This window comes from Blautia sp. MSK20_18 (assembly GCF_020553125.1).
GTDB lineage: Bacteria > Bacillota > Clostridia > Lachnospirales > Lachnospiraceae > Blautia_A > Blautia_A fusiformis.
The window spans coordinates 1-22,083 of sequence record NZ_JAJCGR010000045.1 but is presented as its reverse complement, the minus strand read 5'-3'; the positions used below and the strand labels follow the sequence as shown (position 1 = coordinate 22,083).

Sequence of the window (22,083 nt, the reverse complement as noted above, 5' to 3'; positions counted from 1 at the left end):
TGCAGTACCGTAAGGTGTTTGCCAATGCAGTAGTGGGAGAAGCAAGAATCCCCCTGCTTTAGCTGTGGGGAGTGTCAAAATAGCGTTAAGGAAAACATATCAGAATATTATTCAGCTGCTGACATGGAGTTGATACAGCGAAATATAAACGTGTTTTGAATGGACAGCAGCGATCATCAAGAGGAGTTATTATGACGATCAACATACCACAAAAAGCAGAACAGATCCTGCGTACTCTCAATGAAGCCGGCTATGAGGCTTATGTAGTCGGCGGCTGCGTCCGGGATTCCATCCTGGACCGGGTGCCTGGGGACTGGGATATCACTACCTCCGCACTTCCGGAGCAGGTGAAGGAGCTTTTTCACAGAACTGTAGATACGGGGATCCAGCATGGAACAGTAACTGTAATGATGGGCAAAGAGGGCTTTGAGGTGACAACCTACCGTGTAGACGGAGAATATCATGACGGTCGCCACCCGGATGCCGTGACTTTTACCAGAAGTCTTGAGGAAGATCTGAAGCGAAGAGATTTTACCATCAACGCCATGGCTTATCATCCGGAGCATGGACTGGTGGATCTGTTTGGCGGAATGGAGGATATCAATAGGAAGATCATCCGTTGTGTTGGTGATCCGGTAGAACGTTTTACAGAGGATGCCCTTCGGATGCTCCGTGCAGTGCGTTTTTCCGCACAGCTTGGATTTACCGTGGAGGAAAATACGAAGGCTGCCCTTACAAAAATGTCCGGAAATCTGGAACATGTAAGTGCAGAACGTATCCAGACAGAGCTTGTAAAGCTTCTGGTATCCGATCATCCGGATTACCTCCGGACAGCCTGGGAGACAGGCCTTACCCGGGAATTTCTTCCGGAATTTGATGCCTGTATGGAAACAGCGCAGAATACCCCCCATCACTGCTGCAGCGTAGGCGAGCACATCCTGAAAAGCCTTACGGAGATCGAGAATGACAGGCTTCTTCGTATCACCATGCTTCTTCATGACATTGCCAAGCCGGTTGTAAAAAAGACAGATGAGAATGGAAGAGACCACTTTAAGACTCACGGACCGGTAGGCGAAAAGCTGGCAGGAAAGATCCTGCGCCGTCTGAAATTTGATAATGTAACGATCCGAAATACCTGTCGTCTGATCCGGTATCATGATCTTCGTCCCACTCCGGACGCCGAGGATGTGCGGAGAGCTGTGAATCTTATCGGAGAAGGGCTTTTTCCACTGTATCTGAAAGTGCAGAAGGCAGATCTTTTATCCCAGAGTACTTACAGGAGGGAGGAGAAGCTGGCACGGTTAAGCGGTGTGACGGAAGCTTATCATGGGATCCTTGAAAGAGGTGAATGTACATCTCTGAAAACCCTGGCAGTTTCCGGAAAAGATCTTATAAAGGCAGGACATCCGGCCGGACCAGCACTGGGAGCACTGCTCGAAAGACTTCTTGACTGTGTGCTGAAAGATCCAACCCTTAATACAAAAGAAAAACTTCTTGAAACAGCAGAAAAAGACAGCATAAAAACCGAATAGAATAACAAAAATCCCCTCTGCATAAAATAGAACGTAAAATAAGGCAGGGGGGAACTTTTTTGTATGATTATGGGTTGAGCGTGCTGGAGCAGTATGGGCTTACAGCTTCATTCTCCGGCAGGGTGCGGGGGGCACTTCTGTGCCGGACAGAAAAAGGTCCGGTGATACTCCGGGAATTTCATGGCTCGGAAAAAAAGCTTTCCATGCAGCAGCAGCTTCTTGAAAAAATGAAAGAACAGAACTGTCTTGTGGACGCCTATCTCAGAAACAGGGAAGGCGTACTGGTAAGCAGGGACAAAGATTCTGTTCCATATACTGCACAGATCTGGTTTGAGGGACGGGAATGTGACACGAGATCCGAAAACGATATTTTAAAAAGCATCCGGACTCTGGCACAGATCCACAAGATCATGCAGCTTCCTGTGGAAATGGATTATGCGGGAAGAAATCTGCAGGAAGAATATATTCGGCATAATCAGGAAATGAAAAAAATACGCCGTTTTATCCGAAAAAAAGGAGCGGTCAATTATTTTGAGAAAGATTATCTGAAAAGCGTGGAATGGTTTCTGCAAAAAGGAGAAGAAGCGGCAGCTATGCTGGAAACCACGGATTATAAAAATCTGCGGCAGCAGTCTCTTCAAAGCGGCAGTATCTGTCATGGCGAATATAATCAGCATAATGTGCTGATACTTGGGAAAAACACAGCGGTGACGAATTTCAGTCACTGGAGCTTTGATGTGCAGATGGCAGATCTGTACCGCTTTATGCGGAAAATCCTGGAGAAATACAGTTGGGATCTGCACCTCGCGCAGAAGATGCTTTCTGCATATGATTCCGTACGGCCGCTCTCGGAGTCTGAGTGGCAGAACCTGAGAGTCCGGTTCTGTTATCCGGAAAAATACTGGAAACTGGCAAACCATTATTATACACATAACAAGGCTGTGATCTCCGGAAAAAATGTGGAAAAGCTGAGAACCCTGATCCATCAGAAAAAACAGTGGGAGGAATTTTCAAAACAGTGCTTCAGGTAGTAATGATTCTGAATGTGACAAAAACAAAACTTCCCTTTTTCTGAAAATTGTTATATAATATTAAGTATCTTATATAAAGAAACAGGGAGGTATTTTGGAACATGGATTATAAAGAAATCTATAATCAGTGGCTTGAAAACCCATACTTCGATGAGGCAACAAAAGAAGAACTGAAAGCGATCAAAGACGACGAAAATGAGATCAAAGAGCGTTTTTATATGGATCTTGAGTTTGGTACGGCAGGCCTGCGTGGTATCATCGGCGCAGGTACCAACCGTATGAATATTTATGTGGTAAGAAGAGCGACCCAGGGGCTTGCCAATTATATTGCCAAGGTTGACAAGAAATCCCAGGGAGTTGCTATCGCATATGATTCCCGTCATATGTCACCGGAGTTTGCCCAGGAAGCAGCACTTTGCCTGGCAGCAAACGGGATCAAGGCTTATATCTTTGAGACACTTCGTCCGACACCGGAGCTTTCCTTTGCAGTACGTCATCTGGGCTGTGTGGCAGGTATCAACGTAACAGCCAGCCACAATCCTCCGGAATACAACGGATACAAGGTTTACTGGGAGGACGGCGCGCAGATCACACCACCTCATGATTCCGGTATCATGGGCGAGGTAAAGGCGATCTCCGACTGGAATACCGTAAAGACCATGGACAAGGAAGACGCAGTAAAGGCAGGACTTTTCGAAGTGATCGGACAGGCTGTCGATGATGCTTACATGGCAGAGCTTAAGAAACAGATCATCCATATGGATGCAATCCAGGCAGAGGGCAGGAACCTGAAGATCGTTTACACACCTCTTCACGGAACCGGCAATATCCCGGCCAGAAGGATCCTTAAAGAGCTTGGATTTGAGAATGTATATGTAGTACCGGAGCAGGAGCTTCCGAACGGGGATTTCCCGACAGTCAGCTATCCGAACCCGGAGGCAGCAGAGGCATTTGAGCTTGGCCTGAAGCTTGCGAAGGAAGTGGATGCAGACATCGTACTTGCCACAGACCCGGATGCAGACCGTCTTGGCGTCCGCGTAAAGGATAAAAACGGAGAGTATCATGATCTTACCGGTAACATGTCCGGATGCCTTCTTGCAAACTATGAGCTGAGCCAGAGAAAGGCTGTAAACGGAAGCCTTCCGGAGGACGGAGCTCTTGTAAAGACTATCGTTACAACAAACCTGGCAGATGCCATTGCCAAGGGATACAACGTGAATCTTATTGAAGTACTTACCGGATTCAAATACATCGGACAGCAGATCCTCGGATTTGAGAACAGTGGCAAGGGTACATATCTTTTCGGATTTGAGGAGAGCTACGGTTGCCTGATCGGAACCTATGCAAGAGACAAGGATGCCATTGTTGCTACCATGGCACTTTGCGAAGCTGCTGCTTACTATAAGACACAGGGCAAGACTCTCTGGGATGCAATGATCGATATGTATGAGGAGTTCGGTTACTATAAGGATGCCATTCAGGCAGTTACCATGAAGGGTATCGAGGGTCTTCAGAAGATCCAGGAGATCATGACAACACTTCGTCAGAATCCGCCTGCTGAGTTTGCCGGACATAAGGTGACTGCTGTACGTGACTACAAGCTGGATGAGATCACAGATCTTGCAACAGGTGAGAAGAAGCCGACAGGACTTCCGAATTCCAATGTTCTCTACTATGAGCTTACCGATGATGCATGGGTTTGCGTAAGACCGTCCGGAACAGAGCCTAAGGTTAAATTCTATTATGGCGTTAAGGGAACATCTCTTGCAGATGCAGACGAGAAATCCGATGCAATGGGCAAGGCTGTTCTTGAAATGGTTGATTCCATGAAATGATAAAATGGTCACATTCCGCCTGTAATATGCGAAAAACCTTGACATTATAAGCCAAAAGCGGTATATATATAAAGCAAAGTCAAAAATAAGAGAACATCAATTATAGGAGGAAACACCATGAATAAAACAGAGTTAGTGGCAGCAATGGCGAAAGACACCAATCTTTCCAAGAAAGATGTAGAAGCTGTTCTGAAATCTTTTATCGATGTTGTAACAGATGAACTGAAAAAAGGCGAGAAGATTCAGCTGGTTGGATTTGGAACTTTCGAAGTAAGCACAAGAGCTGCAAGAGAGGGAAGAAATCCTCAGACTGGTGAGACCATGACGATCGAGGCTTCCAAGTCTCCGAAGTTCAAAGCAGGAAAAGCTTTAAAGGACGTTGTCAACGGTAAATAATCTGTTGGTTCAGAGTGATAACGGCAGGGGAAACCGGTTTTTGGTTTCCCCTGCTTTTTTAGGAGGAAAAATTATGCGTCTTGATAAATATCTGAAAGTATCCAGACTGATCAAACGCCGTACGGTGGCAAATGAAGCCTGCGATGCAGGAAGAGTTCTGGTCAATGACAAGCCGGCCAAGGCTTCTGTACAGGTAAAGACCGGTGACACTGTGGAGATCCAGTTTGGAAGCCGTAATGTAAAGGTTGAAGTCCTGGAAGTTAAGGAAACGGTAAAAAAGGATGAGGTGGAAAGCATGTTCCGCTATATCTGATGCAGGGACAGCTGCCGTTTGGGCGTGATGGTCTATTCCGGATGGATTTTTCATAAAATAAAAGAGAAATCATCCCCAGGGAGGTATGGATTGGACGAGAAGAAACCGGCAGCATTTCACAGTCTGATGCTGGAGCGGCAGAAAGGCGGCACCATAACGGGAATCCGGGAGGTGATCTCTTTCGATGAAAAAGAAATACTGCTGCATACAGAGGAAGGAAAGTTATCCATAAAAGGCGAAGGACTTCATGTAAAACATCTTGATCTGAAAAGCGGGCAGCTTAGCTTGGAGGGAAAAATCGACAGTCTTACCTATCTTGGCAGGAAAAAGGACAAAAAAGAAGGATCCCTTTTAAAAAGACTGTTCCATTAAAGCTAAAATGACAGCAAACCGGTTGATATTTTTTTGAAGAAGTTGTAAAATTTGGATGTATAAGCTCGTAAAAGGTAAAGAGATCAGATTGTGTAAAAAAGGAGCAGCAGATTGAAAAATCCAAAAAATGGAAAAGAAAAAAAACGGATCGGATATAATTATCTTGGCATGGCGGGGATCATGGTGATCGCACTGGTGTTGCTGGGAAGCCTTATGCTGCAGAGTAAGACTCTGGAACGGCGCAGGGATTATTATGATTCCAAAGCTACAGCACTGGAGAAGTCCATTGAAAGTGAGAAGGAACGTACCAAGGAGATCGAAGCAGAGAAAGAACATATGAAGACCGACGAATATGTGGAAGAGGCGGCTCGTGAGAAGCTGGGACTTGTGAAAGACAACGAGATCGTGTTTCAGGAAGAAAAATAGCTGAAAATCAAAGGTTTCGACGAAATTTTTTTTGACATTTTCGTGCGGCTTTGACAGATATTTCAGGGATCTTCCTTTATAATGTTCAGTCAGTGAAGGTTATAAGGGGAGGGGAAAATATGCAGGAATGGATCATTGCCATGCTCGTAGTCAGCATACTGCTGATACTCCGGGACATGGCAAAAACTGTCTTTTCGGGAAAAACGAAGGAAAAAGAAGAAATGCTGCCGCTTTGTGAAAGCCATCCCCAGAAGGAAAAAGTGGAACGGTATGCAGCATCCTTCCGGAAGCTTGCGGATACATTCTACGGAATGCCTTACCGTAAGGAATTTTTGAGCGGAGGACAGCTGAACCGTATCATATCGGACACCAGTGCGGCTGTATGTTCCAGATGTTATCAGAGAGAGATCTGCTGGGGAGAGCGTGCCGGGGAAACCATGCGGGGCAGTGAGAATATGATCCGTACCATGGAGGAAGGCAATGAAGAAAGCATCCAGAGAGCACGCAGTGAATGGATGGGAGCATGTGGCCGTTCCGCCCAGTATTTTCAGGTCCTGAATGAGGGATTTCGTGAAGAAAGGCAGAATCTCGTGTGGGATAACCGGATGATCGAAAGCCGGCTTGCAGTTGCACAGCAGCTGACGGAAATCTCGAGGATCATGGATCATATGGCAGAAGAGCTGTATGATATCATGCCGGCAGATCCGCAGTTTCAGGAAGATCTGAAAAAGGCTCTTCGTAAAAAGCATGTACTTGTAAAGAATGTCTGGGTCATGGATAAGATCGAAGGAAGACGGCAGATATTTCTGAATCTGAGAGCCAGGAGCGGACAGTGTGTTTCCATGACAGAGATCGCACAGATCCTGTCCAGGATCTGCGGAAGCCCCATGACGCCGGACGCCGACAGCCGCAGTATTGTAAATGGAGATTTTCGTATGGTCCATTTTGTGGAGGATGTCAGTTATCAGATGCTTTACGGAGTAGCGCGGCTTACAAGAGAAGCGGAAAAGGTTTCCGGAGACAATTATATCTGTCGTCAGGAAGAGGATGGCAGGTTTTTTCTCTGTCTGTCTGATGGGATGGGTTCCGGAATAGAAGCGTTTAAAGAAAGCGAGATCGTGGTAGAACTTCTGGAACAGTTTCTGGAATCCGGCTTTTCTCAGGAAACAGCTGCCAGAATGGTGAATTCCGCACTGCTATTGAAAGGACGGGAAGGGATGTTTTCTACTGTTGATATCTGTGCGGTGGATCTTTATACCGGGATCTGTGATTTTCTGAAAGCAGGGGCGTCTTCCACATTTATTAAAAGAGATCACTGGGTGGAATCCATTGCTTCGGAAAATCTTGCAGCAGGCTTGGTCCAGCAGCTGGATTTTGATACTGCCTCAAGGAAGCTTTATCATGGAGATTATCTGATCATGATGACAGATGGAGTTCTGGATGCACTTCCTACAGAACGGGAAGAGGAAACCATGAAGGAGATCATTATGGATGTCCGGGAAAAAGAGCCCAGGGAGATGGGACGGGGAATACTGGAAAGGGTCCTGGGATACAGTGATTATCATGCCAGGGATGATATGACAGTAGTTGTGGCAGGATTGTGGAAAAAATAGAGTATTTTTGGTTACAGGAGAAAAAATGATCACACGTGTAAGAAAATATATCAGAGACAATCGGATGCTGAAAGCAGAGGATATGGTTGTGGCAGGGGTTTCCGGAGGGGCGGATTCCATAGCAATGCTTCATATTTTGAAAAGTCTTCAGAAAGAGATCGGTTTTTTCATGGAAGTGGTTCATGTCCATCATGGGATCCGGGGGCAGGAGGCGGACCGGGATGAGCAGTTTGTGGAAAAAATCTGCCGGGATTGGGGAATCCCTTTCCGGTCCAGGCATTATCCGGTTCCGGAGCTTTCCGGAAAGTGGAAGCTGGGAGAAGAAGAAACCGGAAGGATCGTGCGAAAACAGGCGTTTCAGGAGGAAAAAAAGAGACTTGGTTTTTCCGGAGAACAGTCGAAAAAGAACGGACAGTTCCGGGTTGCGCTGGCACATAATCGCAACGATCTGGCAGAGACTATGCTGCATCATCTGGCAAGGGGAACCGGTATCCGGGGACTTTCCGGGATACAGGCGGTAAATGGTGAGATCATCCGGCCGGTTTTGTGTTTAGAACGGAAGGAGATCGTCAATTATCTGAAAGAGAGAGGTATTTCCTATATCACAGACAGCAGCAATCTTTCAGATGACTATACAAGAAACCGGATCCGTAACCATATTCTTCCGGCTATGGAACAGAAGATCAATGCAAAAGCGGTGGAGCATATGGCAGAAACCGCACGGGTTCTGGCAGAGGCAGATTCGTATCTTCAGAAAAAGGGAAGGGAGCTTCTGGCAGGCTGCCGGAAAGAAAATGGCTATCTTCTGGATGAAAAATTTTTTGCACAGGATCCTATCCTTCAGGAATATGCGGTGATGGAGGCGTTTGAGATACTGTCAGGAAAACGTAAGGACTTTACATCTCTTCATGTGGACCAGGTCCTTTCGCTTCAAAAAAAAGAAAACGGTCGTTATATCAACCTTCCGGAATCGCTGCGGGTAATACGACAGTACGGAGGGGTATGTCTGAAAAAGAACTCTGCATCAGACAGAGAGAACGATGCTTCCACTGAAAAAAAAGTATCGGCAGGTCTCAGAGAAATGTCTATGGAGCTTCCGGTACCTGGAATTCTGGAAAGTCCTTTCGGAGTTTTTGAGTCGAAAATTTTTTCTTATAAGAAACAGAAGATTGAAGAAAAAAAGTATACGAAATGGTTTGATTATGATAAAATAAAAAATAGTCCATGCGTTCGGACCAGAAGACAGGGAGATTATCTTACTGTAAACAGTGAAGGCGGAAGAAAGAAGCTGAACCGGATCTTTATTGATGAGAAGATTCCGGCGGAGATGAGAGACAGGCTTCCGGTTGTTGCGGTAGGATCTGAGATACTCTGGATCCCGGGAGGACGTATGAACGAGAAGTATAAGATCACTTCCACTACAGGGAGAGTGTTAGAATTACATTACCAAGGAGGAGCTTTAGCATGAGCGAAAAAATCAGGGTTTTACTCAGTGAAGAAGAGGTAGATGCCCGTATCCAGGAAGTTGCAGATATGATCAACAAGGATTATGACGGAAAAGATGTACACATGATCTGCGTTCTGAAAGGCGGCGTTTTCTTTATGTGTGAGCTTGCCAAGAGGATCACACGCCCGGTAACACTGGATTTCATGTCTGTGTCCAGTTACGGTGATGATACGAAATCCAGCGGTGTTGTAAAGATCGTCAAGGATCTGGATCAACCACTGGACGGGAAAGATGTTCTGATCGTAGAGGATATCATTGATTCAGGCAGAACCTTAAGCTATCTGCTGCGTATCCTGAAGGGCAGACATCCGGCAAGCATCAGACTCTGTACACTTCTTGACAAACCGGAGAGACGTGTGACAGATGTAGAGGTAGATTACTGCTGCTTCAATATTCCGGACGAGTTTGTAGTAGGATACGGACTTGATTATGCCCAGAAATACAGAAACCTTCCTTACATCGGAGTAGTGGAGCTTCAGGACTGAAAGGAGATTTAACCAAGTGAGCAAGCATTCAGGTAAGATAGGCCTGTACCTTCTGCTTATTGTGGCACTGATCGCAGGATATCTGTATCTCAATGACCAGGTATCTACCCAGGGCAGCTACACAATGGGCCAGCTGGAAAAGGCTCTGGAAGAAGACAAAGTGACGGATGCGGTGATCCATCAGAACAGAGAAGTGCCCACCGGTTATGTAACAGCAAACATTGTTTCAGATGGTCAGAAGACAGTCTACGTAACCGATGTAAAGGAAGCGGAGGCGCTTCTTGAAGAACATGATATCGATCCGACGATCCGCAATGTACCCAAGGACAGCTCCATGATCGGAACAGTACTTCCGGTAGTGCTTACCGGCGCGATCCTTATCTTTTTCTTTATGATGATGAACCGGCAGATGTCCGGAGGCGGCGGAAGCAATGCGAAGATGATGAATTTCGGAAAAAGCAGAGCCAGGATGTCGTCCCCTGATGATAAGAAGGTAACGTTCAAGGATGTTGCAGGTCTTCAGGAGGAGAAGGAGGATCTGGAGGAAGTGGTGGATTTCCTGAAATCCCCACAGAAGTATACCAAGGTAGGTGCCAGGATCCCGAAAGGAGTGATCCTTGTGGGCCCTCCGGGAACAGGTAAAACTCTTCTCGCGAAGGCAGTTGCAGGAGAGGCCGGAGTTCCGTTTTTCTCCATTTCCGGATCCGATTTCGTGGAGATGTTTGTTGGTGTCGGTGCTTCCCGTGTACGAGATCTTTTTGAAGAGGGCAAGCATCATGCACCGTGCATCATCTTTATTGATGAGATCGATGCGGTAGCCCGTCAGAGAGGAACCGGTATGGGCGGCGGCCACGATGAGAGAGAGCAGACGTTGAACCAGCTTCTTGTAGAGATGGATGGTTTTGGAGTAAATGAAGGAATCATCGTAATGGCAGCGACCAACCGTGTGGATATTCTGGATCCTGCGATCCTCCGTCCGGGACGATTTGACCGTAAAGTCGGTGTGGGACGCCCGGATGTTAAGGGCAGAGAAGAGATCCTTATGGTCCATGCCAAGGACAAACCGCTGGGAGATGATGTGGATCTTCGCCAGATCGCCCAGACAACCGCAGGATTTACAGGCGCAGATCTGGAGAACCTTCTTAACGAAGCTGCCATTGATGCTGCAAAAGAGGGCCGTCCTTATATCATGCAGAAGGATATCAAGAAAGCATTCATCAAGGTCGGGATCGGTGCAGAAAAGAAGAGCAAGGTCATCTCTGATAAAGAGAAAAAGATCACAGCTTATCATGAAGCAGGCCATGCGATCCTGTTCCATGTACTTCCTCATATGGATCCGGTATACACCATTTCCATTATCCCTACGGGAATGGGAGCTGCCGGCTACACCATGCCGCTGCCGGATAATGATGAGATGTTTAATACAAAGAACAAAATGCTGGAGGATATCACCACGCTTCTTGGCGGACGTGTGGCGGAGGAGATCATCTTCGGAGATATCACCACCGGTGCTTCCAATGATATCAAACGTGCCACAGAGACTGCACGCTCTATGGTAATGAAATACGGTATGTCTGAAAAAATCGGTCTGATCGCTTACGGCAACGATGACGATGAGGTATTTATCGGCCGTGATCTGGCACATACCAGAGGCTACAGTGAGGAAGTGGCAAGAGAGATCGATGGGGAGATTTCCCGTATCATCCGTGAGTGCCATGAGAATGCAGAGAGCATTATCCGTGAGAATATCGGCGTTCTTCACAGCTGTGCGGCCCTTCTTCTCGAGAAGGAAAAGATACATCGTGAAGAGTTTGAAGCACTTTTTACAACAGAAAAAGAAGAGGTTGCAAAAACAAACGAATAAAATGCACAAAAAAAAATATTGAATTTTGTGAACTTTGTGCACACTTTTTGGTGGACACATGGTACTATAAATACCGTAAAAACCCCCCAATACATTATATAGTTTTTGCTACACCCCATAAGAAGAAATACCTTCTCCAAAAAAGGCAGCTTAACCAGCTGCCTTTTTTACTGCCCAAAAATAAAGACGGATTACGGAGAAAACAGATATATATGCTTACGGGATGGAAAAAATTAAGATAATATATTTAAAAACATGGTACTAAAAACGGAATGAGGAAGATAGAATGTTATATGAAAGCATGGAGACTGCAAAGAAGATGCGGTATATACTCAATATGAGTCCGGTATTAAATAAAGACGCAATGTTCAGTGACGGGACGGAATATTACCGTACACCTGTGGAGCCGCGGGAAGGTGATACAGTTACGATCCGTTTTCGTACCCAGAGAAATAACGTGGACAACGTCTGTCTTGTGCATGACGGAGAATATCTGGAAATGAAGCGGGAAAAAACTTCCGGAAGCTTTGATTATTATACTGCACAGATCGTAATGGGAAAAGATCTTGTACGATATTACTTTGAGATCCATTCAGGACTTGTTACCTGTTATTATGATACAAATGGTGTAAGCACCAGACATGAGGAAAGGACAGAATTTGAGATCTATCCCGGATATCATGTGCCTGAGTGGCTGAAGGGTGCTGTGATGTATCAGATTTATGTGGATCGTTTCTGTAACGGAGATCCTTCCAATGATGTGGAAACAGGGGAATATTTCTATATCGGGGACACTTCCGTAAAAGTGGATAACTGGGAAAAGGTTCCGGCTGTGATGGGTGTCCGGGAATTTTATGGCGGCGATCTTCAGGGAGTTATGGATAAGCTGGATTATCTTCAGGAGCTTGGAGTAGATGTGATCTATCTGAATCCGGTCTTTGTCTCTCCCAGCAACCATAAGTATGACTGTCAGGATTACGATCATATCGATCCGCATATCGGAAGGATCGTAGCGGACTGTGATGGTCTGTTAAGTCCCGGAGACAGTGATAACAGTCATGCCCTTAAGTATATCCGCCGTGTGACCGATAAACGGAATTTGGAGGCCAGTAATAAGCTTTTTCAGGAGCTTGTGGAGGAAATTCACAGAAGAGGGATGAAAGTGATCCTGGATGGGGTATTTAACCATTGCGGATCCTTTAATAAATGGATGGACAGGGAACGGATCTATGAAAATCAGGAAGGCTACGAGAAGGGGGCTTATGTTTCGGCGGACAGCCCTTATCGTTCTTTCTTCTGCTTCCAGGATCAGAACCGCTGGCCCTATAATCCAACCTACGACGGCTGGTGGACCCATGATACCCTGCCAAAGCTGAACTACGAAGAATCTGAGGAGCTTTGCCGGACGATCCTTGATGTGGGCAGAAAATGGGTTTCGCCGCCGTATAACGTAGACGGCTGGAGACTGGATGTAGCTGCAGATCTGGGCCACAGCAATGATTTTAACCATCACTTCTGGAAAGAGTTCCGGAGGACAGTAAAAGAAGCCAATCCTGAAGCAGTGATCCTTGCAGAACACTACGGAAATCCGGAAAGCTGGCTTCGCGGCGATGAGTGGGATACGGTTATGAACTATGACGCTTTTATGGAGCCTGTAACCTGGTTCCTGACCGGAATGGAGAAGCACAGTGATGAGTACCGGGAGGACCTTTATGGCAACAGTGAGGCCTTTATCGGGGCGATGAAGCATCATATGCAGTCTTTGCATATGGGAGCGCTTTATGGAGCCATGAATGAGCTTTCAAACCATGACCATTCCAGATTTTTGACAAGGACCAATCACAGAGTAGGAAGGCTTTCCTACGCAGGCGCAGAGGCAGCATCTGCAGGCATCAATCCTGCCATCATGAGAGAGGCTGTTGTGATCCAGATGACGTGGCCTGGTTCGCCTACGGTATATTACGGGGATGAGGCCGGCGTCTGCGGCTTTACAGATCCGGATAACCGCAGAACTTATCCCTGGGGAAAAGAAGACCAGGAGATGCTGGACTTTCATAAACGCATGATCTGCATACACAAGGCATATCCGATTCTTGCAAAGGGTTCCCTGGAATTTCTGTGGAACGATCATCAGGGCTTGAGCTATGGTCGTTTTTCTGATTCTGAACAGATCATAGTGATCCTTAATAATCAGGATCAGGAGAGAGACATAAGGGTAACAGCCTGGAAAACCGGTGTAAGCCGGAAAGAAGCAACGGCTTTTCAGCGCCTGATGCTTTCTTCCGGAGAGGGTTATACGGAAATGCCGGAAGAATATATTGCAGATGCAGGGATTCTTCAGGTGAAGATGCCTGCATACGGAGCGATGGTGCTTCACCACAGGGCGAGGGATAAATACAAATGATGCACGAGTAAGGCAGAGAAAAAAAGCCAATCTGTTCTTCCATTAGGAAGCAGATTGGCTTTTTGCATTGTGTTTTATGAGTTATTCTTCTGTAACGTGTTCCAGACCCTGATTCATGATGGTTGCCACATGGCTGTCTGCCAGGGAGTAGTAAATGGTTTTTCCGTCTCTTCGAAATTTGACCAGTGACATCTGCTTCAGTACCCGGAGCTGATGGGAAATGGCACTCTGGGTCATGGAAAGACGATCGGCAATATCCTGAACACAGAGCTCTTCCACAGAAAGTACGTACAGGATACGGATCCTGGTAGGATCACCGAAAACCTTGAACAGGTCGGCAAGCCGGTACAGTGTATCATCATTGATCGGGTAATCTATATGTGTTTTCTTCATTTGCGTATCCTCCAAACTGTTAACTTCTATTGTAGCTGAAAAAAACGCACCGGTCAAATTCTTTTCTGCATCACTGGGGAGTTGTATGGATGCACAGGGATCCGCTGCAGGATATCTGCCCTGCAGAACGGAGCTTATTTTTTATACAGGATACGAATGGAATTCAGCACGCAGATCATGGCAACGCCAGTGTCTGCAAATACGGCCATCCACATGTTGGCATGTCCGGCAAGACCAAGGATCATAACTGCGATCTTGATCACCAGGGCAAATATTACGTTCTGCCATGCAATACGGTTTGTGCTTCGTGCAATGGCGATAGACTGAGGGATCGCATCTACATTGGAATTCATAAATACGGCATCTGCGGCTTCAATGGCAGCGTCTGCACCGCTTCCCATGGCAGCACCTACATCAGCACCTGCAAGAACAGGAGCGTCGTTGATACCGTCACCGACAAACATAACCGTTCCATGTGCCTGGCGGACCTTTTTCAGGGCATTGAGCTTATCCTCCGGAAGAAGCTTTGCATAGATCTCATCGATCCCGGCATCTTTTCCTACAGCCTGTGCACTGTCTTCGGAGTCTCCAGTGAGCATAACGGTGTGGAGACCAAGCTTTTTCAGAGAAGCAATGGCTTCCTTTGCGTCAGGTTTGATGGTATCGGAGATCAGCATATATCCTGCGAAGGTTCCGTTTACTGCCATAAATACTTCAGAACCGTAAGCGGCTTCCTTTAATTCTCCGATTGTAACTCCGAATTTATCCATCAGCTTGCGATTTCCGCAGAGAACTTTTCCCTCCGGCATTTCCGCAACGATCCCGTGACCGGAAATTTCTTCCAGGGAGATCGGTTTTTCAAATTGGATCTCACGTCCCTTTGCGGCAGCAACGATGCTGTTTGCAATAGGATGTGTGGAGTTCTGTTCACAGCCTGCACACATGGAAAGGAGTTCATTTTCCGTGTATTTACCGGTGGCAACAATCTTCTGAAGCTGGAAGTTACCCTCTGTGATAGTACCGGTCTTATCCATGATCACAGCGCCGAGCTTACTTAATCCTTCGATGGAAAGGCCACCCTTGAAAAGGATACCCTTTTTAGAACCGGCACCGATCCCGGAGAAGAAGGCCAGCGGGATACTAAGTACAAGAGCACAAGGGCAGCTCATTACCAGGAAAGTAATGGCTGTGTAGATCCAGTAATGCCAGTTTCCGGTAACAAGGGATGGGAGTATGGCAGTTGCCACTGCGATTCCTACAACACAAGGAGTATAAACCCTGGCAAAACGTGTGATAAAGCGGTCGATCTTCGGTTTGCTTGCTGCCGCGTTTTCTACGGAATCCAGAATACGAGTGACCATGGATTCTTCCAGAGGTTTTTCCACGCGGATCTTAAGCTGTCCGGAGGTATTGACGCAACCAGAAGTGATCTCATCACCTTCATTTACAGCAACCGGTACAGGTTCTCCTGTGATCGGAGAAGTGTCGATACGGCTGTTTCCCTCAATTACGATACCATCAAGAGGGATGCGGTCTCCGGGACGGACCAGAAGAATGTCTCCGATCTGAGCCTCTTCAGAGGGAATTACCTGGATATCATCGCCTGTGACCAGGTTTACAACTTCCGGACGAAGGTCTACGGCATCCATGATCTGCCCGCGGCTTCGTTCAACGGCTTTTTCCTCAAAAAGCTCGCCGATGCGGTAAAAGAGCATAACGCCTACGGCCTCAGCAGAATCATTGATGGCAAAAGCGGCAAGTGTTGCAATGCTCATGAGAAAGTTTTCGTCAAAAATCTGTCCGTGAGAGATGTTTTTGGCAGCTTTTACAACGATAATACCCCCAAGCGCCAGGTATGCGATCACAAATACAGGAAGAGTGGCACTGGTACCAAAGCCTTTGTGTTCCATGATCTCTCCGGCAACGAAGAGTACTGCACCGATGATAATACAGATGATATCTATGTTTTCCTTGGAGAAAAATTTCTTCTTGGAAGCGGTTGTGTGAGTCACTGTTTTTGGGGACTGAGCCTTTGGCTTCGGATCCTTTTCTTTTACAAGAACTTCGGATTCAATGGATGTACAGATCTTACGGATCTGATCCAGGTATCGATCCGGATTCTTTGCAGTTAAGCGAAGCTGTTTTGTTGCAAAAGTGATGGTTGCTTCGGAAATGCCTTCAAGGTTTGCAATTTGTTCCTCCATTTTGGAAGCGCAGTGAGCGCAGCCTAGATTCTCCAGAAGATAGGTCTTGGTTGTTGTGTCAGTGGAAGCTGCCGGAGCTGGATTTCTCGGAACAACTTTAACTTCAGACTCAATGGATGTGCAGATCTTGCGGATCTGCGGAAGCAGAGCGTCTGGATCTGCAGCCCCTAAGCGAAGCTGTTTTGTTGCAAAAGTAATGGTAGCGCTTTCGACGCCTTCAAGAGCCTGGATCCGTTCCTCCATTTTGGAAGCACAGTGAGCGCAGCCGAGGTTCTCCAGAATGTAGACACGCTTTGCGGTGAGAGCATTGTGGGAGTGACCGTGGTGCTCATGATCTCCGCAACCACAACCACAGTGCTCGTCATGGTGGTGAAGGTGCTCGTGTTCATGATGTTCATGTTTATGATCTTCACAACCACAGCTGCAGTGCTCGTCATGGTGATGATGCTCGTGTTCATGATGTTCATGTTTATGATCTTCACAACCACAGCCGCAGTGCTCGTCATGGTGATGATGATGCTCATGTTCATGATGTTCGTGCTTGTGATCCTCGCAGCCACAACCACAGTGCTCGTCATGGTGGTGAAGGTGCTCGTGAGCATGATGTTCGTGCTCGTGATCCTCGCAACCACAACCACAGTGCTCGTCATGGTTGTGAAGGTGCTCGTGAGCATGATGTTCGTGCTCATGGTCCCCGCAGCCACAGCCGCAGTGCTCGTCATGGTTGTGAAGGTGCTCGTGAGCATGATGTTCGTGCTCGTGATCCTCGCAGCCACAGCCGCAGTGCTCGTCATGGTTGTGAAGGTGCTCGTGTTCATGATGTTCATGTTTATGATCCTCACAACCACAGCCGCAGTGCTCATGGTGGTGATGATGCTCATGATCGTGATGTTCTTCATGCTCATCATGGCTGTGATGCGCATGCTCGTGACCGCAGCCGCAGGAATCTGCGGACTTCATGGAATCTTTCTTTAATTTTTTTTCCATATGAACTCTCCTTGCTGATTCGTTTGTTTTTTTATATGAATATATGAATTAATGTTCATATGACTATTTAATCATATATGAAAATCTTTGTCAACAGCTTTTCAAAGAACGGATCAAAGAAAAGTAAAATTTATTGCAAAAGAAATATAGAAAATATTAATATATTCTGAAAAAATAATCTATTTTATTATTTTTATTTAACATGTTATAATTTCAACAAGTAAAGAAAGAAAGGTAGCAACATGTACAGTATCGACTTAAACAGTGACATGGGTGAGAGCTTTGGCGCATATAAGCTTGGCGGCGATGAAGAGATCATCAAATATGTCACAACAGCAAATGTTGCATATGGCTGGCATGCAGGTGATCCGATGGTAATGGATAAGGTAGTCCGCATGGCAAAGGAACGTGGCGTTATGGTTGGAGCCCATCCTGGATATCCGGATCTTCTTGGCTTTGGACGAAGAAAGATGGTTCTCTCTCATGATGAAGTTAAGAATTATGTCAGATACCAGATCGGAGCACTGGCTGCATTTACCAAGAGCTACGGAATGAAGCTTCAGCATGTCGCTCCTCATGGAGCAATGGGGAATGGCTGCCAGTATGACGAGGATATTTCCACAGCGATCTGTGAGGCAATCTGCGAGTATGACAAAGATCTGATCGTTTATTACTGTGCAGGAGCAGTTCTTGGTGATATCGCTGAGAGCAAGGGACTTCGCACAGCATCTGAGATTTTTGCAGATCGTGCATACATGGATGATCTTTCTCTTGTAAATTGTTAAAAGAATTATATTGTTATATGATTTCGGAAGTGATATACTTAAACATAAGGAAAATCGTGTGAAATTACAGTTTGCTTTTTGCACGGTTTCTTTTATATATGATAGTTAGTTAAAACTAACAATAAAACGATGTGAAAGTACTTTTGATTATACAGAAAGGAATACATAATGCTAATGAATGTTTTTGAAGGTATACTGATTCCATTTGTTGGAACAACGCTAGGTGCAGCATGCGTGTTTTTTATGAGAAAAACACTTAGCAAGTTACTGCAACGTGCACTTGCAGGGTTTGCAGCAGGTATAATGGTTGCTGCTTCAATCTGGAGTCTTCTGATTCCGGCAATTGAACAATCTAAGAATATGGGAACTTTATCGTTTGTTCCGGCAGTTGTTGGGTTCTGGATTGGTATATTGTTTTTACTCGCACTTGATCATTTGATTCCACATCTTCATGTTGGAAGTGATCAGACAGAGGGACCGAAAAGCAAACTTGGCCGTACTACGATGATGGTGTTGGCAGTTACATTACATAATATCCCTGAAGGTATGGCAGTTGGTGTAATGTATGTAGGATTTCTTGCTGAAAATGCACAGATTACAGCAACAAGTGCACTTGCTTTATCACTTGGAATTGCTATCCAGAATTTTCCAGAAGGAGCGATTATATCCATGCCGCTTAGGGCAGAGGGTGAAAGTAAGAGAAAGGCATTTCTGGGAGGTGTACTTTCAGGAGTCGTTGAACCGATTGGAGCAGTAATGACGATTCTTGTCGCACAGCTGGTAATCCCGGCATTACCATATTTACTCAGCTTTGCAGCAGGAGCTATGTTATATGTCGTGGTTGAAGAACTAATTCCGGAAATGTCTCAGGGACAGCACTCGAATATCGGTACGCTTTTCTTTGCACTTGGATTTAGTTTGATGATGATCTTGGATGTGGCACTGGGGTAAGAGGAGAGGAAAGATTCTTATGAGAATATTGATTTATGGTGCTGGTGTGATTGGATCCTTGTATGCGGCTTTATTTGCAGAAGCCGGTTATGATACAAATATTTATGCCAGAGGTAAAAGACTTGAGGCTTTAAGAAATAATGGATTGAAATATAAGAAAAATCAGGAAGTAATAAAGGCAGAGATTAGGATTCTTGGAGAACTACCAAACGATGATATTTATGATTTTGTCTTGCTTACTGTCCGGGAAAACCAGCTGTATGAAGCACTTACTGAATTGAAAAATAATAAAAGTAATACGATTGTTACAATGATAAATTCACTGGACAGTTACAATAAATGGGAAGACATTGTCGGAAAAGGAAGAATATTACCGGCTTTTCCAGGAGCAGGCGGAAGTATAAATGATGATGGTATCCTTGATGCAGCACTTACTCCAAGGTTGATTCAGCCAACAACATTTGCAGAAATATCAGGAAATAAATCCGAAAGAACTAAGCAGTTTTCAGAGATATTGAGGCATGCTCATATACCATACCAGAAAGTAACGGATATGCATCTATGGCAGCTTTGTCATCTTGCTATGGTGGTACCGATTGCAGATGCGTATTATGAATCAGACGATCCGGAGAAAGTGGGAAAAGAATGGAAAATCATGAGGAAAACAGCAGAAAGGCTGAAAAGAAATTTTAATTTTTGGCGAAAACAAAAGGGTAAACTGTCACCATGGAAAATGAATATTTTTCGCTTTTTACCATTGTCATTTCTGACGATTATGCTGGCAGTTACATTTGGAAGCAGTTTTGGAGATAAATTTATGTATCAACATGCTATGAAGGCACCAGATGAAATGAGGGAATTGCATAAGCAGTTTTATGCTTATATGAAAAAAATGAAGAAATGCGGATGCAAGGCGAAAAAGGTACAGTGATTGGAGAAAAAAGCATGAAAAATGAAGAATATAAAAAATTGTCAATTAAAGAGTTTACAAAAGCAGCAGGAAGATATGAAAGTAACCATGCTGGCATTTACGAAATGTGCAAGAAAGATTATCCGGATATTCTGGAAGAATTAGAGAAGGAGCCATTTAGAGATTTATTAGATGCAGGCTGTGGGCCTGCTCCAATGATTTCTTTATTAGCAGAAAAACATCCAGACCGGCATTATACAGGACTGGATCTGACTCCTGCTATGATTGAACAGGCAAAAAAGAAAAATATTCCAAATGCAACATTTGTTGTAGGAGACTGTGAGAACTTTCCTTTTGAAAAGGATTCATTTGATGCAATTATTTGTTCTATGAGCTTCCATCATTATCCGGATCCACAGGCATTTTTTGACAGTGTGAAAAGATGTCTTCGCCCAAATGGAAGATTGATACTGAGAGATGTGACCAGTGACAATAAAGTATTGGTATGGCTAATGAATACATTGGAAATGCCGTTGGCAAATATATGCGGACATGGAGATGTCCAAGTGCCAACAAGAGATGTGGTCATAAAATGTTGCAAAAAAGCAGGATTAAAAGTAGAAAAATTTGAAATTCGTAAAGGTATGCGAATGCATTGTGTTGTGAGAAAACCTATGGGAAAGGCGATAGGAAATGAAAGATAAGTATCTTAGGGAAACACGAATGGTTGATTTTTCTAATCCGGCAATTCAAAAACTTATTCAAAATATGAAATGGAAGGAAATGGGTGAATTTGAAAGGATTAAGGCAATCTACAACTATGTAAGAGATGATGTTTTATTTGGATATAATATTGATGACGGAATTTCAGCTTCAAAAGTACTTGCAGATGGTTATGGACAATGTAATACAAAAGGAACTTTATTTATGGCACTTTTACGTGCCTGCAATATTCCATGCAGAGTACATGGTTTTACGATTGATAAAAGATTGCAGAAAGGGGCTATGACCGGGTTTGTTTACCGTAATGCTCCAAAAAGTATTTTCCATAGCTGGGTAGAAATTAATTTCGAAAATCAGTGGTACGAACTGGAAGCTTTCATTTTGGATAAAACCTACATAAAGAAGTTACAGGAACAAAATTCGGAATGTACAGGTGCATTTTGCGGTTATGGAGTAGCAGTCAAGGATTTCAGAAATCTCATTATTGAGTTTGATAGGAACAATACTTATATTCAGAGCGAGGGAATCAATCAGGATTTTGGTGTTTATGATTGTCCAGATGAACTGTTGAGGGAACATCATCAAGAAATTTCAGCCTTTAAAGCATTTGCTTATAGACATATTGGAAGACACCTCATGAATCGTAATGTCAGGAAGATTAGAGAACGATAGTTTTAAGCTTTTAGAATTAAAATTAAATTTGGAAGGTAATATGGCAGACAAAATACAAAATGCTTATGAAACATCAAAAAATATATATGACGATGTTCTTACGCAAAGAAATATTTTCAGCAAACTGTATATTAAGTTATTTTGGAGTGGCACGGATGATAATGATATAGCACGAAAAGTTTTATCATATGTTCCTGATGACTTTTCAGGAAAGCTTCTTGATGTTCCGGTTGGAACTGCTGTATTTACGGAAAACAAATGGAGCTCTCTGAAAAATGCACATATTACTTGTATTGATTACAGCATGGATATGCTTGAACAAGCCAGAAAAAGACTTGGTAGTCATGCGCATATCAAATGTATTCAGGGGGATGTGGGAAACCTGCAAATGGAGAATGAATCTGTTGATACCGTTGTCAGTATGAATGGTTTTCATGCATTTCTTGATAAGCAAAAAGCATTTCATGAAATATGGCGTGTTTTGAAACCAGGCGGCGATTTCATTGCCTGTTTTTATCCAATGCGTCGTAAAACCCCTTGCTTCAGTTATGGGGATATAAGACGCGTCCATCGAATTTATGCAAGTAATTGAAGATGGACAAAATAGTAATTGTATTAACTAATGAACTATAGTATAATATAAATATGAACACAACATATAAATCAAACAACAATGTCGT

At 44.7% G+C, this 22,083-nt stretch carries 21 protein-coding genes; 19 read left to right on the top strand and 2 right to left on the bottom strand.

Annotated elements, in window-relative coordinates; translation table 11 throughout:
- Positions 1-191: 191 nt before the first annotated feature.
- The 12 genes from LI091_RS16390 to LI091_RS16335 all read left to right on the top strand — a co-directional run bounded on the left by LI091_RS16390 (position 192) and on the right by LI091_RS16335 (position 13,778).
- On the top strand, positions 192-1,532 hold the full coding sequence (locus LI091_RS16390; RefSeq protein WP_265191364.1) for a CCA tRNA nucleotidyltransferase: 1,341 nt from the start codon (positions 192-194) through the stop codon (positions 1,530-1,532).
- A gap of 59 nt (positions 1,533-1,591) precedes the next feature.
- Positions 1,592-2,563 (top strand): hypothetical protein, encoded by a 972-nt coding sequence (locus LI091_RS16385; RefSeq protein WP_147603329.1) that lies wholly within the window; start codon positions 1,592-1,594, stop codon positions 2,561-2,563.
- Between the two features lie 101 nt (positions 2,564-2,664).
- Complete coding sequence (locus tag LI091_RS16380) at positions 2,665-4,398, top strand: phospho-sugar mutase (RefSeq protein ID WP_015527116.1); 1,734 nt, start codon at positions 2,665-2,667, stop codon at positions 4,396-4,398.
- A 102-nt stretch (positions 4,399-4,500) separates the two neighbouring features.
- Complete coding sequence (locus tag LI091_RS16375; RefSeq protein ID WP_227573730.1) at positions 4,501-4,794, top strand: HU family DNA-binding protein; 294 nt, start codon at positions 4,501-4,503, stop codon at positions 4,792-4,794.
- Between the two features lie 73 nt (positions 4,795-4,867).
- On the top strand, positions 4,868-5,107 hold the full coding sequence (locus LI091_RS16370; RefSeq protein ID WP_015527118.1) for an RNA-binding S4 domain-containing protein: 240 nt from the start codon (positions 4,868-4,870) through the stop codon (positions 5,105-5,107).
- Positions 5,108-5,197: 90 nt separating this feature from the next.
- On the top strand, positions 5,198-5,479 hold the full coding sequence (gene yabP / locus LI091_RS16365) for a sporulation protein YabP (protein ID WP_044960948.1): 282 nt from the start codon (positions 5,198-5,200) through the stop codon (positions 5,477-5,479).
- 111 nt (positions 5,480-5,590) lie between these two features.
- The gene (locus tag LI091_RS16360) at positions 5,591-5,905 is read left to right on the top strand and encodes an FtsB family cell division protein (RefSeq protein ID WP_021650636.1); all 315 of its coding nucleotides are present in this window, start codon (positions 5,591-5,593) and stop codon (positions 5,903-5,905) included.
- 119 nt (positions 5,906-6,024) lie between these two features.
- The gene (locus LI091_RS16355; protein WP_265191363.1) at positions 6,025-7,518 is read left to right on the top strand and encodes a SpoIIE family protein phosphatase; all 1,494 of its coding nucleotides are present in this window, start codon (positions 6,025-6,027) and stop codon (positions 7,516-7,518) included.
- Positions 7,519-7,543: 25 nt separating this feature from the next.
- Positions 7,544-8,986 carry a tRNA lysidine(34) synthetase TilS gene (gene tilS / locus LI091_RS16350; RefSeq protein WP_265191362.1) on the top strand — a complete coding sequence of 481 codons (1,443 nt, stop codon included), beginning with the start codon at positions 7,544-7,546 and terminating at the stop codon, positions 8,984-8,986.
- Entirely contained in the window at positions 8,983-9,510 is a 528-nt protein-coding gene (gene hpt, locus LI091_RS16345; protein ID WP_015527123.1) for a hypoxanthine phosphoribosyltransferase, read from the top strand. The genes tilS and hpt overlap by 4 nt, the downstream gene beginning before the upstream one ends.
- 16 nt (positions 9,511-9,526) lie before the next feature.
- Positions 9,527-11,374, top strand: coding sequence for an ATP-dependent zinc metalloprotease FtsH (ftsH, locus tag LI091_RS16340; RefSeq protein ID WP_265191361.1), 1,848 nt, complete (start codon positions 9,527-9,529; stop codon positions 11,372-11,374).
- 286 nt (positions 11,375-11,660) lie between these two features.
- A complete protein-coding gene (locus LI091_RS16335) occupies positions 11,661-13,778 on the top strand; it encodes a glycoside hydrolase family 13 protein (RefSeq protein WP_195274745.1) in 2,118 nt (705 codons plus the stop codon).
- Between the two features lie 81 nt (positions 13,779-13,859).
- Here the strand turns inward: LI091_RS16335 and LI091_RS16330 are convergent, their stop codons facing one another.
- Entirely contained in the window at positions 13,860-14,171 is a 312-nt protein-coding gene (locus tag LI091_RS16330; protein ID WP_022427364.1) for an ArsR/SmtB family transcription factor, read from the bottom strand.
- Between the two features lie 134 nt (positions 14,172-14,305).
- A complete protein-coding gene (locus LI091_RS16325) occupies positions 14,306-16,618 on the bottom strand; it encodes a heavy metal translocating P-type ATPase (protein ID WP_320442624.1) in 2,313 nt (770 codons plus the stop codon).
- 12 nt (positions 16,619-16,630) lie between these two features.
- On the opposite strand from LI091_RS16325, the gene LI091_RS16320 reads away from it, so the two are divergent.
- The 7 genes from LI091_RS16320 (at position 16,631) to LI091_RS16290 (ending at position 21,995) form a co-directional block, all read left to right on the top strand.
- Positions 16,631-17,350 (top strand): hypothetical protein, encoded by a 720-nt coding sequence (locus LI091_RS16320; protein WP_265191366.1) that lies wholly within the window; start codon positions 16,631-16,633, stop codon positions 17,348-17,350.
- 254 nt (positions 17,351-17,604) lie between these two features.
- A complete protein-coding gene (locus LI091_RS16315) occupies positions 17,605-18,147 on the top strand; it encodes a 5-oxoprolinase subunit PxpA (RefSeq protein ID WP_022427366.1) in 543 nt (180 codons plus the stop codon).
- Positions 18,148-18,315: 168 nt separating this feature from the next.
- Positions 18,316-19,098 carry a ZIP family metal transporter gene (locus LI091_RS16310; RefSeq protein ID WP_265191360.1) on the top strand — a complete coding sequence of 261 codons (783 nt, stop codon included), beginning with the start codon at positions 18,316-18,318 and terminating at the stop codon, positions 19,096-19,098.
- Between the two features lie 19 nt (positions 19,099-19,117).
- Entirely contained in the window at positions 19,118-20,029 is a 912-nt protein-coding gene (locus tag LI091_RS16305; protein WP_044962024.1) for a ketopantoate reductase family protein, read from the top strand.
- Between the two features lie 14 nt (positions 20,030-20,043).
- Positions 20,044-20,712, top strand: a complete 669-nt coding sequence (locus tag LI091_RS16300; RefSeq protein WP_173741811.1) for a class I SAM-dependent methyltransferase — start codon at positions 20,044-20,046, stop codon at positions 20,710-20,712.
- Positions 20,702-21,403 (top strand): transglutaminase-like domain-containing protein, encoded by a 702-nt coding sequence (locus LI091_RS16295; protein WP_059085408.1) that lies wholly within the window; start codon positions 20,702-20,704, stop codon positions 21,401-21,403. Before LI091_RS16300 ends, LI091_RS16295 begins: the two co-directional genes overlap by 11 nt.
- 40 nt (positions 21,404-21,443) lie before the next feature.
- The gene (locus LI091_RS16290) at positions 21,444-21,995 is read left to right on the top strand and encodes a class I SAM-dependent methyltransferase (protein ID WP_110925850.1); all 552 of its coding nucleotides are present in this window, start codon (positions 21,444-21,446) and stop codon (positions 21,993-21,995) included.
- The last annotated feature ends 88 nt before the right edge of the window (positions 21,996-22,083 follow it).

What these genes read in the sequence shown, in the direction of transcription:
- LI091_RS16325 (WP_320442624.1), bottom strand. Translation starts at nt 16,618, where the DNA reads ATGGAGGAACGGATCCAGGCTCTTGAAGGCGTCGAAAGCGCTACCATT.
- LI091_RS16335 (WP_195274745.1), top strand. Translation starts at nt 11,661, where the DNA reads ATGTTATATGAAAGCATGGAGACTGCAAAGAAGATGCGGTATATACTC.
- LI091_RS16290 (WP_110925850.1), top strand. Translation starts at nt 21,444, where the DNA reads ATGGCAGACAAAATACAAAATGCTTATGAAACATCAAAAAATATATAT.
- LI091_RS16380 (WP_015527116.1), top strand. Translation starts at nt 2,665, where the DNA reads ATGGATTATAAAGAAATCTATAATCAGTGGCTTGAAAACCCATACTTC.
- LI091_RS16310 (WP_265191360.1), top strand. Translation starts at nt 18,316, where the DNA reads ATGCTAATGAATGTTTTTGAAGGTATACTGATTCCATTTGTTGGAACA.
- LI091_RS16300 (WP_173741811.1), top strand. Translation starts at nt 20,044, where the DNA reads ATGAAAAATGAAGAATATAAAAAATTGTCAATTAAAGAGTTTACAAAA.
- LI091_RS16390 (WP_265191364.1), top strand. Translation starts at nt 192, where the DNA reads ATGACGATCAACATACCACAAAAAGCAGAACAGATCCTGCGTACTCTC.
- LI091_RS16330 (WP_022427364.1), bottom strand. Translation starts at nt 14,171, where the DNA reads ATGAAGAAAACACATATAGATTACCCGATCAATGATGATACACTGTAC.
- LI091_RS16305 (WP_044962024.1), top strand. Translation starts at nt 19,118, where the DNA reads ATGAGAATATTGATTTATGGTGCTGGTGTGATTGGATCCTTGTATGCG.
- LI091_RS16315 (WP_022427366.1), top strand. Translation starts at nt 17,605, where the DNA reads ATGTACAGTATCGACTTAAACAGTGACATGGGTGAGAGCTTTGGCGCA.
- tilS (WP_265191362.1), top strand. Translation starts at nt 7,544, where the DNA reads ATGATCACACGTGTAAGAAAATATATCAGAGACAATCGGATGCTGAAA.
- LI091_RS16355 (WP_265191363.1), top strand. Translation starts at nt 6,025, where the DNA reads ATGCAGGAATGGATCATTGCCATGCTCGTAGTCAGCATACTGCTGATA.
- LI091_RS16295 (WP_059085408.1), top strand. Translation starts at nt 20,702, where the DNA reads ATGAAAGATAAGTATCTTAGGGAAACACGAATGGTTGATTTTTCTAAT.
- LI091_RS16370 (WP_015527118.1), top strand. Translation starts at nt 4,868, where the DNA reads ATGCGTCTTGATAAATATCTGAAAGTATCCAGACTGATCAAACGCCGT.
- hpt (WP_015527123.1), top strand. Translation starts at nt 8,983, where the DNA reads ATGAGCGAAAAAATCAGGGTTTTACTCAGTGAAGAAGAGGTAGATGCC.